Below are 10,157 nucleotides of genomic sequence, written 5' to 3'. Positions count from 1 at the left end.
AACCCCACCCACAGAGCCCCGCAGGCCGCCCGGGCCCAACTCTGGTTGTGGCTACATAACTCTGTCACGAGCAAGCTACCGCCCGGTTGCAGCAGGTCGGCCATGTGCTTGAGCGCATCGGCCGGCGCGGCGAAATGGTGCAACACCATGTTCAACACCACGCAATCGGCTTGAAGGCTTGTGCCATTCAATGCATCGGCCAATTGCAGGCTGACGTTAGCCAGCTGTTCACGTTCGCATACCTGACGCGCCAGTTCGAGCATCGCCGGGCTGTTGTCCAGCGCGGTGACGGCGTGGAAGCGACGCGCCAGTTCCGGCAGAAAAGCACCATCGCCGGGGCCGACTTCAATGGCCGTGGCAGCACCATCGAAGTTCAGTTTGTCGAGCAGGGCCAGCACACTTTCGCGGTACTGCGGCAGGCCTGCGATCAAATCCTGCTGGGCGCGAAATTTCTCCGCGACCCTTGCGAAAAAGTCCTGACTGGCCGCGGCGCGTTGGCCATGAACCTGCTCGATGCGCGCTTGCACATCGTCAGGCAGCGTCAGGTTGTCGACTTCTTCTAACAACGCCGCGTGCAACTTGCCGCCCAACAGATCGGTGTGGGGCAGGGCGCGGCGATAAAAGATCGCGTTGCCTTCGCGGCGCGTCGCCACCAGGTCGGCTTGTGCCAGTACCTTGAGATGGTGACTCATGCCGGACTGACCCATACCGAAGATCTGCGCCAGCTCCAGAACCCCAAACGAATCGTTGGCCAGCGCGCGCAATACATTCAGCCGCAGCGGATCGCCGCCGGCCTTGCACAGGGCCGCCAGCTCGTCGCAATCGTCATGGCGAATGGAAGGCACACGTAAGTTCATAGGGCTGGCAGTCTAGAGAGGGGTGGAATTCATCGCAAGGGCAATATCAAAAAGTTTTGATATTGCTCGATCAATGGCGCTTTTTATTGCACTTCTCACTCGCCGGTTAACTCTACAAACGAGTAGCGGAAAGGTTTCACCAACAGAAAGCGCCGCTATCCATTGGAAAAACGCCCCCGGATGACTATCTGTCATTGCCCCGAGGCGCTCCGGTGAGGGAAAATGCCCTCCTTTTTTCCGTTTCGACTTACCAGAACCCAGGAGATCAGCGATGCCTAGCCGTCGTGAGCGTGCCAACGCCATTCGTGCCCTCAGCATGGATGCCGTGCAAAAAGCCAACAGCGGCCATCCCGGTGCCCCTATGGGTATGGCAGATATCGCCGAAGTGCTTTGGCGCGACTACCTCAAGCACAACCCGAGCAATCCATCGTTCGCCGACCGTGACCGCTTCGTGCTGTCCAACGGCCACGGCTCGATGTTGATCTACTCGCTGCTGCACCTGACCGGTTACGACCTGTCGATCGACGACCTCAAGCAGTTCCGTCAATTGCACAGCCGCACCCCGGGCCACCCGGAATTCGGTTACACCCCGGGCGTTGAAACCACCACCGGCCCGCTGGGTCAGGGTCTGGCCAACGCCGTCGGTTTCGCCCTGGCAGAGAAAGTCCTGGGCGCGCAGTTCAACCGTCCAGGCCACGACATTGTTGATCACCACACCTATGTGTTCCTGGGTGATGGCTGCATGATGGAAGGCATTTCCCACGAAGTCGCTTCCCTGGCCGGCACTCTGGGTCTGGGCAAGCTGATCGCTTTCTACGATGACAACGGCATCTCCATCGACGGCGAAGTCGAAGGCTGGTTCACCGATGACACCCCGAAGCGTTTCGAAGCCTACAACTGGCAGGTGATCCGCAACGTTGACGGTCACGACCCGGAAGAGATCAAGACCGCCATCGAAACCGCGCGCAAGAGCCCGCTGCCGACCCTGATCTGCTGCAAGACCACCATTGGTTTCGGCTCGCCGAACAAGCAAGGCAAAGAAGACTGCCACGGCGCCCCACTGGGTGACGCGGAAATCGCCCTGACCCGCAAGGCGCTGAACTGGAACTACGGCCCGTTCGAAATCCCGGCCGACATCTATGCCGAGTGGGATGCCAAAGAAAAAGGTCGCGCCGCTGAAGCCGAATGGGATCAGCGTTTCGCTGCCTACTCCGCTGCGTTCCCGACCGAAGCCAACGAACTGGTACGTCGCCTGAGCGGCGAACTGCCGGCCGACTTCTCGGAAAAAGCTTCGGCTTACATCGCTGAAGTCGCGGCCAAAGGCGAAACCATCGCCAGCCGTAAAGCCAGCCAGAACACCCTGAACGCATTCGGCCCGCTGCTGCCGGAACTGCTTGGCGGCTCCGCTGACCTGGCCGGTTCCAACCTGACCCTGTGGAAAGGTTGCAAAGGCGTCAGCGCTGAAGATGCCAGCGGCAACTACATGTACTACGGCGTGCGCGAATTCGGCATGACCGCAATCATGAACGGCGTGACCCTGCACGGCGGCCTGGTGCCTTACGGCGCGACCTTCCTGATGTTCATGGAATACGCCCGCAACGCCGTGCGCATGTCCGCGCTGATGAAGAAGCAAGTGATCCACGTCTACACCCACGACTCCATCGGTCTGGGCGAAGACGGCCCGACGCACCAGCCGATCGAGCAACTGACCAGCCTGCGCACCACACCGAACCTCGACACCTGGCGTCCTGCCGACGCCGTTGAATCGGCCGTGGCCTGGAAAAACGCTCTGGAGCGCAAGGACGGTCCATCGGCGCTGATCTTCTCGCGTCAGAACCTGCAACATCAGGAACGTGATGCCGGCCAGATTGCCGACATCAGCCGTGGCGGTTACGTGCTGAAGGACTGCGCAGGCGAGCCTGAGCTGATCCTGATTTCGACCGGTTCAGAAGTCGGTCTGGCGGTTCAGGCTTACGACAAGCTGACCGAGCAGGGCCGCAAGGTGCGTGTGGTTTCCATGCCGTGCACCAGCGTGTTCGATGCTCAGGATGCGGGCTACAAGCAAGCCGTGCTGCCGTTGCAGGTCAGCGCGCGTATCGCCATCGAAGCGGCACACGCCGACTTCTGGTTCAAGTACGTGGGTCTGGAAGGTCGCGTGATCGGCATGACCACTTACGGCGAATCGGCTCCGGCTTCGGCACTGTTCGAAGAGTTCGGCTTCACCCTGGAAAACATCCTGGGTCAGGCCGAAGAGCTGCTGGAAGACTAAGCAGTACGAATGCGGTGGCCCCAGCCACCGCATTCCCCTGTAGGAGCTGCCGGAGGCTGCGATCTTTTGATCTTGATCTTAAAAAAACAGGATCAAAAGATCGCAGCCTCCGGCAGCTCCTACAGGGGGTTGTGTTGTAGCGAATATTATCGAGAACCCCATGCCTCAACCGCGTCCTTACAAAGTTGCACTCAACGGCTACGGCCGGATTGGTCGTTGCGTCTTGCGTGCGTTGTTTGAGCGAGGCGAGAAAGCCGGGTTTGAAATTGTCGCGATCAACGACCTGGCCGACATGGCCAGCATCGAATACCTGACACGCTTCGACTCCACCCATGGCCGCTTTCCTGGCGAGGTGCGAGTAGAAGGCGATTGTCTGCATATTAATGGTGACTGCGTGAAGGTCCTGCGCAGTGCCACCCCCGAAGGCATCGATTGGGCGTCGCTGGGCGTCGATCTGGTGCTTGAGTGTTCCGGTGCCTATAACACCCGTGAAGACGGCCAGCGCTTTCTCGACGCCGGCGCGCCACGCGTGTTGTTCTCGCAGCCGATGGCCAGCGAGGCAGATGTCGACGCCACCATCGTCTACGGCGTCAATCAGGATTGCCTGACCGGCGACGAACTCTTGGTGTCCAACGCCTCCTGCACCACCAACTGCGGCGTGCCGCTGTTGCGCTTGCTCGACAAGGCGATCGGCCTCGATTACGTGTCGATCACCACGATTCACTCGGCGATGAACGATCAGCCAGTGATCGACGCCTATCATCACGAAGACCTGCGCCGCACCCGTTCGGCGTTCCAGTCGGTGATCCCGGTGTCCACCGGTCTGGCGCGCGGTATCGAGCGCCTGCTGCCGGAACTTGCCGGGCGAATTCAGGCCAAAGCCGTACGCGTGCCGACGGTCAACGTGTCCTGCCTCGACATCACGATGCAGACCGCCACCGCGACCGACGCCAACGAAGTCAACCGGATCCTGCGCGAGGCTGCCACCAGTGGTCCGCTCAAAGGCCTGCTCGCCTATACCGAGCTGCCGCACGCCAGTTGTGATTTCAACCATGACCCACATTCGGCCATCGTCGATGCCAGTCAGACCCGTGTTTCCGGCCCCAAGCTGGTGAACATCCTGGCCTGGTTCGACAACGAATGGGGTTTTGCCAACCGAATGCTGGACGTTGCAGAACACTATCTGCAAACAGCAACTTCAAAAAAACCGTAGGAAGTGCGACCCATGACCGTGTTGAAGATGTCCGACCTCGATCTGCAAGGTAAGCGCGTATTGATCCGCGAAGACCTCAACGTCCCAGTCAAGGACGGTGTTGTCACCAGCGACGCGCGTATCCTGGCTTCGCTGCCGACCATCAAGCTGGCCCTGGAAAAAGGCGCGGCCGTGATGGTCTGCTCGCACCTTGGCCGTCCGACCGAAGGCGAGTTCTCCGCCGAGAACAGCCTCAAGCCAGTCGCTGACTACCTGAGCAAGGCGCTGGGCCGTGAAGTGCCGCTGGTGGCTGATTACCTCGGTGGCGTTGAGGTCAAGGCTGGCGACATCGTGCTGTTCGAAAACGTGCGCTTCAACAAAGGCGAGAAAAAGAACGCTGACGAACTGGCCCAGCAATACGCCGCCCTGTGCGACGTGTTCGTGATGGACGCTTTCGGCACCGCTCACCGTGCCGAGGGTTCGACCCACGGCGTGGCCAAGTTCGCCAAAGTTGCGGCCGCTGGTCCACTGCTGGCCGCTGAACTGGATGCACTGGGCAAAGCGCTGGGCGCGCCGGCTCAGCCAATGGCGGCCATCGTTGCCGGCTCCAAGGTGTCGACCAAACTCGACGTGCTGAACAGCTTGAGCCAGATCTGCAATCAACTGATCGTCGGCGGCGGCATCGCCAACACCTTCCTCGCGGCGGCCGGTCATCCGGTTGGCAAATCGCTGTACGAACCGGATCTGCTCGACACCGCGCGCGCCATCGCTGCAAAAGTCAGCGTGCCATTGCCGGTTGACGTTGTGGTTGCCAAAGAATTCGCTGAAACCGCCGAAGCCACCGTCAAGCTGATCGCTGACGTTGCTGCCGACGACATGATTCTGGACATCGGCCCGCAAACCGCAGCCAACTTCGCTGAACTGCTGAAATCGTCGAAAACCATTCTGTGGAACGGCCCGGTCGGCGTGTTCGAATTCGACCAGTTCGGCAACGGCACCAAAGTGCTGGCCCAGGCGATCGCTGAAAGCTCGGCGTTCTCCATTGCTGGCGGTGGCGACACTCTGGCCGCTATCGATAAATATGGCGTGGCTGGGCAAATCTCCTACATTTCCACCGGTGGTGGCGCGTTCCTCGAATTCGTCGAGGGCAAAGTGCTGCCAGCCGTTGAAGTCCTGGAAAGCCGGGCCAAGGCCTGAGGCCGCCCGTTTGGCCAGGCAAAGGAGTGTTTACATGGTCAAGTCGTTAGCACTGTTGTTGCTGACCGGTACGCTGGCGGCCTGCGGGAGTAACCCGAAGGCCGAAGCCACGCCGGCACCGAGCGAGTCGCAGAAGGGCTGCTATCAGGCCGACTGGCAGGCCGAAACCAACCCGGTGCTGAACAAGCGATCCGGGCCGGACGGTCTGGACAAATACGAGACGCAAACCCCGGCCAAGGAACATGGTTGTCCTTGACGGGTCTGACTCTTTAACTCAGGGCTGGCGGCGTGCGCTGTCAGTCGAGGAACACGGATGAAAGGCTTGATCGCCATTGCGGCGTTGGCATTGTTGGGCGGTTGCGCGCAGTTGAACCTGTTTCAATCGTCTACCCCGGCAGATAACTGGACCACCTGGACCTGCGACAGCCAGGCCAAAGTGCTGTGGCGCTACGCCGACGCCGGCCAGAAGGAAGTTGACGTTCGACTGGGTGGCGGTGATCAGGTCTATCGCCTGAAAGAAGAGCCGGGCGCCTCGGGCACGCTGTACAGCGACGGCATGCTGGCGTTTCACGTCAAGGGTGACGAAGGCCTGGTGTACTGGGTCGCCACCAATGACCTGATCGGCCGCGGCTGCAAGGCGCTATAACTGACACACCGCAGGCCCATTGTAGGCCTTCGCCTGCTCGCGATAGCGGTATGACAGTCGCTGCAATATTGACTGCAAGATGGCTATCGCGAGCAGGCTCACTCCTACAGGGGTTCTGCGCAGTTCTGAAGAATTGGCTTTATCGAATCACCAGACCGGGCCTCAACCCCCGATCTGCAATCACTTGAATAGCCGCCGCCGCTCCGGCAGGCTGGCACGATTAACGACCCTCAACCGGGAGAGACACACACAATGGCACTTATCAGCATGCGCCAGATGTTGGACCACGCAGCCGAGTTCGGCTACGGCGTTCCAGCCTTCAACGTCAACAATCTTGAGCAGATGCGCGCCATCATGGAAGCCGCTGACAAGACTGACTCCCCGGTGATCGTTCAGGCTTCGGCCGGCGCTCGCAAATACGCCGGCGCACCATTCCTGCGTCACCTGATCCTGGCCGCGATCGAAGAATTCCCGCACATCCCGGTGTGCATGCACCAGGACCACGGCACCAGCCCTGACGTCTGCCAGCGTTCGATTCAACTGGGCTTCAGCTCGGTAATGATGGACGGCTCGCTGGGCGAAGACGGCAAGACCCCGACCGACTACGACTACAACGTCCGCGTTACCCAGCAAACCGTGGCCATGGCTCACGCCTGCGGCGTATCGGTAGAAGGCGAGCTGGGCTGCCTGGGTTCGCTGGAAACCGGCATGGCCGGTGAAGAAGACGGCATCGGCGCCGAAGGCGTTCTGGATCACAGCCAAATGCTGACCGACCCGGAAGAAGCCGCTGACTTCGTCAAGCGCACCCAAGTCGATGCTTTGGCCATCGCCATCGGCACCAGCCACGGCGCCTACAAGTTCACCAAGCCACCTACCGGTGACGTGCTGGCGATCGACCGCATCAAGGAAATCCACAAACGCATCCCGAACACCCACCTGGTGATGCACGGTTCGTCCTCGGTGCCACAAGAGTGGCTGGCGATCATCAACCAGTACGGCGGCGACATCAAAGAAACCTACGGCGTACCGGTTGAAGAAATCGTCGAAGGCATCAAGTACGGCGTGCGCAAGGTCAACATCGACACCGACCTGCGCCTGGCGTCCACCGGTGCGATGCGTCGCCTGATGGCCACCAACCCAAGCGAATTCGACCCACGTAAATTCTTCGGCGCCACCGTGACCGCGATGCGTGATGTGTGTATCGCTCGTTATGAAGCGTTTGGTACTGCGGGTAATGCTTCGAAGATCAAGCCGATCTCGCTGGAAGCGATGTATCAGCGGTATCTGAAGGGTGAGTTGAACGCTAAGGTGAACTAAGCCTGAGTGTTAACTAGCGTTATGAAAAACCCGCCGAGAGGCGGGTTTTTTTGCGGCTGCGATTTTTGGAGGTAAAAGCTATCCAAAAGTGAGAGCAAAGTGTGAGGCGGATTGCTGGATGGCAATGATCACATGGGGCGCTTGTTCTCGATATTCGGGGTAGCGCTTAAGCACGGATTCAACCGCCGTCAGCATTCGTTGAATGCGCTCCTTGGGTTGCTCGATCCCGCAGGTTTCTGCGAACTCCAAAACTCCTTGTCGCGAGGCAAACATTGATTTGTTACCTGCCAGATCCAGTGCCAAAACATCTTCGGGAATATACGCCGTGGTGTTGACGATGTCGTAGGCCGGGGCCAGACGTGCATCCCGTTGCGTTGGATTGGAATAGAGCAAGCCGAAGTTTTTCAAATGGGCATCGCCGTTGCCAACAATGCAGCTCAGGGCGACAGTATCGAAGAGTTGGTCGAGGGAAGAGCTTACATTCCCCGCCGGACAGAACACTCGGATTGCCTTGGCGATTGCCGCATAGCTTTTGCTGTACTTCTGATTGGCTGAAAGCCCCATCAGTACCGCCATGTCTTCAAAGCCTATTGGATTGAACTGGTCGTCGCGATCAAAACGACGCATGACAAATAGCTTGCCGTTGTTTGAAAGGTAAAAAGGAGGCACGGGGATGCCTGCCTCTTTGGCCATGGACATGCACAGGAACTCATTGATCGCCAGCCCCGGAAATTCATCGCGACCACTTTTGATGATCAGATCCGAAGTTTTCGAGGTCACTCGGGGTAATTCAATTCCGTTCTGCTCCGGTACCAGCACCTTGGGCTGAACACCTGAAATGCCAGCTCGAAGGATGTAGCGATCTAGAAGGTCGGCGAAGATATCTTCTGTACCGTCCCAGGTCAGAATCTCATCAAGCTTCTCTCCTGGAAATTGTTGTTCCTCCAGCAAGGAATCAACTGTTTCAGAGCGCACTTGAACTCGGCCAATGGGCGAAGAGCTGCCGGAGAGCGCCAGTAAAAGCATCGGGTCGACATTTACGGTTTTGGCCAAGCGATTGCGCAATTGCTCAAGCACGTAGCCTTCCGGCAGATTCATCTGGAAGACAGGGTGCAGCTCACGCCGACGAAATTCGTCATGCCGTACGGGCATCGACAAGCTGATTGCCGTAGCAGGCAACGCATCTGCGTGATATCGGAACGTAAAATCTTCGGTATCGCTGAAAATCCAGCCGCTGTTCCCCTCAGGGGTGCTGACCTGGAGCGAGGACATTTTCATTCGAATAAATCCCCAAGCTCTTCAAGGGTTGGCATGGCGGCTGGAACGACGGCGAGTTCACAATCCAGCGCACCCAAAACACGTGCATACGCGATCATGCCGACGGATAAAGTGCCTTTCTCTACTGCGATGACTTTGTGCCGTGTCAGCCCAGCCAAGTCGGCAAGCTGTGCTTGCGTCAGGCCGCGATTTATACGTTTTTCACGTAACTGAGCGCCGAGACGGCTAATCAATAGGGAATAATCCATGTGTCGTTACCGTGACATTTAGGATTTAATGTAGCGTATACGGAACACTTTATCCATTTGTCAGTGATGACTCTTTTTCGTCACTGCGATGACAGAAAAGACTACGGCCCATTTGAACCCCTGTAGGAGTGAGCCTGCTCGCGATGGCGGTGGATCAGTCAGCACAGATGCTGGATGTTGGTCCGTCATCGCGAGCAGGCTCACTCCTACAGTTGGATCGGATGTGAACCGTAGGAAATCGGCTGGCTTTGAGGCCGTCATCGTTGGCAAGCCAACTCCCACAGGGTTTGGGGGGCTCGGCGAAGTTATTTATCGTGATCGATGTCGAGTTTGGAGAAGGTTACCTGGCCACCTTCACTGGTATATCCGGTGTTGTCCTGCACATAAACCCCGGCCTTGAAGTACAACGGCTTGTTACGCCACGTCGCGCTGATCTGTGAATCCCACTGATAACCCGCCGCGCTGATGCCGAGTGCGCCGCCGGGGCTGAGGTGGATGAGGTAGTTGAATTCGTTGTCCAATTTGATCCCGGTAGCCAGGGTGATGACGCGGCTTTCGTCGTCATCCGGGTGCATGCGGACTTTGATCACCAGGTTGCCGGTCTCGGTTTTGGTCTTGTATTGGTATTCAAGTTTGACCAGCGGTTTCTGGCTTTCATACGCGTGGATCTGGCCAATGACGATCTTGCCCGAACTCGGCACTTTGTTGACCGTGACCGTCGCGCGCAGCAAGTTGTCGGCGTCGGGGTAATACCAGTTGCGCAGGGTGCCGTTGCTGTAGGTTTCGCGCAGTTCGGTGCGCGGGTAGATGGCGTTTTCGGTTTTTGACCCGGTAACCGGTGACCAGAAAAACAAGGTGCCGGTGTCGGAATGAAAGTACTGATCCTTGAAACCTTTGACCAGTTTGGAGGTTTCGACGGTGTATGGCGGGCTGCCGACGGGAACGCTGAGGTTCCAGGTTGCGAGATCGATCATGTCGGTTCTTCCACTCGATTCATCCTGAACGCGGGTGCCAGAAGCTCTAGTCCGCGCCTTTTGGGGGCGGCCTTTATAAGCGTAGAGGGATTTTTTGTTAATGCCCGTTTGGCAGATGATTGGCGTCAACATCCTGTCGAAATGCCATCTTTCCCGGTTTTCGGGGGCTGTAGCGGTGA

General features: G+C 58.3%; 10 protein-coding genes. 6 read left to right on the top strand and 4 right to left on the bottom strand.

The features are described 5' to 3' along the window. Positions 1 to 857 (bottom strand): ArsR/SmtB family transcription factor (locus tag ACIPZE_RS13435; protein WP_400773242.1); only part of this gene is annotated, 857 nt, incomplete at its 3' end. Positions 858 to 1,128: 271 nt separating this feature from the next. Between ACIPZE_RS13435 and tkt the strand changes: the two genes are divergently transcribed. From tkt to fba, 6 genes are all read left to right on the top strand, one after another. After that, positions 1,129 to 3,126, top strand: a complete 1,998-nt coding sequence (gene tkt, locus ACIPZE_RS13430; RefSeq protein ID WP_400773240.1) for a transketolase — start codon at positions 1,129 to 1,131, stop codon at positions 3,124 to 3,126. Positions 3,127 to 3,286: 160 nt separating this feature from the next. Beyond that, on the top strand, positions 3,287 to 4,339 hold the full coding sequence (gene epd / locus ACIPZE_RS13425) for an erythrose-4-phosphate dehydrogenase (protein WP_093429868.1): 1,053 nt from the start codon (positions 3,287 to 3,289) through the stop codon (positions 4,337 to 4,339). A 12-nt stretch (positions 4,340 to 4,351) separates the two neighbouring features. Then, on the top strand, positions 4,352 to 5,515 hold the full coding sequence (locus ACIPZE_RS13420) for a phosphoglycerate kinase (RefSeq protein WP_400773238.1): 1,164 nt from the start codon (positions 4,352 to 4,354) through the stop codon (positions 5,513 to 5,515). A 34-nt stretch (positions 5,516 to 5,549) separates the two neighbouring features. Next, complete coding sequence (locus ACIPZE_RS13415; RefSeq protein ID WP_007913756.1) at positions 5,550 to 5,771, top strand: hypothetical protein; 222 nt, start codon at positions 5,550 to 5,552, stop codon at positions 5,769 to 5,771. A gap of 57 nt (positions 5,772 to 5,828) precedes the next feature. After that, positions 5,829 to 6,161, top strand: coding sequence for an MliC family protein (locus ACIPZE_RS13410; RefSeq protein ID WP_400773236.1), 333 nt, complete (start codon positions 5,829 to 5,831; stop codon positions 6,159 to 6,161). A gap of 252 nt (positions 6,162 to 6,413) precedes the next feature. Then, the gene (gene fba, locus ACIPZE_RS13405; protein ID WP_007913760.1) at positions 6,414 to 7,478 is read left to right on the top strand and encodes a class II fructose-bisphosphate aldolase; all 1,065 of its coding nucleotides are present in this window, start codon (positions 6,414 to 6,416) and stop codon (positions 7,476 to 7,478) included. A gap of 78 nt (positions 7,479 to 7,556) precedes the next feature. Here fba and ACIPZE_RS13400 read toward each other — a convergent pair whose 3' ends face one another. The 3 genes from ACIPZE_RS13400 to ACIPZE_RS13390 form a co-directional block, all read right to left on the bottom strand. Next, on the bottom strand, positions 7,557 to 8,756 hold the full coding sequence (locus tag ACIPZE_RS13400) for a type II toxin-antitoxin system HipA family toxin (protein WP_400773234.1): 1,200 nt from the start codon (positions 8,754 to 8,756) through the stop codon (positions 7,557 to 7,559). Then, positions 8,753 to 9,004, bottom strand: a complete 252-nt coding sequence (locus ACIPZE_RS13395) for a helix-turn-helix domain-containing protein (RefSeq protein WP_236427370.1) — start codon at positions 9,002 to 9,004, stop codon at positions 8,753 to 8,755. The genes ACIPZE_RS13400 and ACIPZE_RS13395 overlap by 4 nt, the downstream gene beginning before the upstream one ends. A gap of 305 nt (positions 9,005 to 9,309) precedes the next feature. Beyond that, the gene (locus tag ACIPZE_RS13390; protein ID WP_400773232.1) at positions 9,310 to 9,978 is read right to left on the bottom strand and encodes a polysaccharide lyase family 7 protein; all 669 of its coding nucleotides are present in this window, start codon (positions 9,976 to 9,978) and stop codon (positions 9,310 to 9,312) included. Positions 9,979 to 10,157: the final 179 nt, after the last annotated feature.

Origin of the sequence: Pseudomonas sp. NPDC089741 (genome assembly GCF_044748825.1) — a bacterium.
GTDB lineage: Bacteria > Pseudomonadota > Gammaproteobacteria > Pseudomonadales > Pseudomonadaceae > Aquipseudomonas > Aquipseudomonas helmanticensis.
This window is presented reverse-complemented; position numbering and strand designations above follow the sequence as displayed.

What these genes read in the sequence shown, in the direction of transcription:
- ACIPZE_RS13390 (WP_400773232.1), bottom strand. Translation starts at nt 9,978, where the DNA reads ATGATCGATCTCGCAACCTGGAACCTCAGCGTTCCCGTCGGCAGCCCG.
- ACIPZE_RS13410 (WP_400773236.1), top strand. Translation starts at nt 5,829, where the DNA reads ATGAAAGGCTTGATCGCCATTGCGGCGTTGGCATTGTTGGGCGGTTGC.
- epd (WP_093429868.1), top strand. Translation starts at nt 3,287, where the DNA reads ATGCCTCAACCGCGTCCTTACAAAGTTGCACTCAACGGCTACGGCCGG.
- ACIPZE_RS13420 (WP_400773238.1), top strand. Translation starts at nt 4,352, where the DNA reads ATGACCGTGTTGAAGATGTCCGACCTCGATCTGCAAGGTAAGCGCGTA.
- fba (WP_007913760.1), top strand. Translation starts at nt 6,414, where the DNA reads ATGGCACTTATCAGCATGCGCCAGATGTTGGACCACGCAGCCGAGTTC.
- tkt (WP_400773240.1), top strand. Translation starts at nt 1,129, where the DNA reads ATGCCTAGCCGTCGTGAGCGTGCCAACGCCATTCGTGCCCTCAGCATG.
- ACIPZE_RS13400 (WP_400773234.1), bottom strand. Translation starts at nt 8,756, where the DNA reads ATGAAAATGTCCTCGCTCCAGGTCAGCACCCCTGAGGGGAACAGCGGC.
- ACIPZE_RS13395 (WP_236427370.1), bottom strand. Translation starts at nt 9,004, where the DNA reads ATGGATTATTCCCTATTGATTAGCCGTCTCGGCGCTCAGTTACGTGAA.
- ACIPZE_RS13415 (WP_007913756.1), top strand. Translation starts at nt 5,550, where the DNA reads ATGGTCAAGTCGTTAGCACTGTTGTTGCTGACCGGTACGCTGGCGGCC.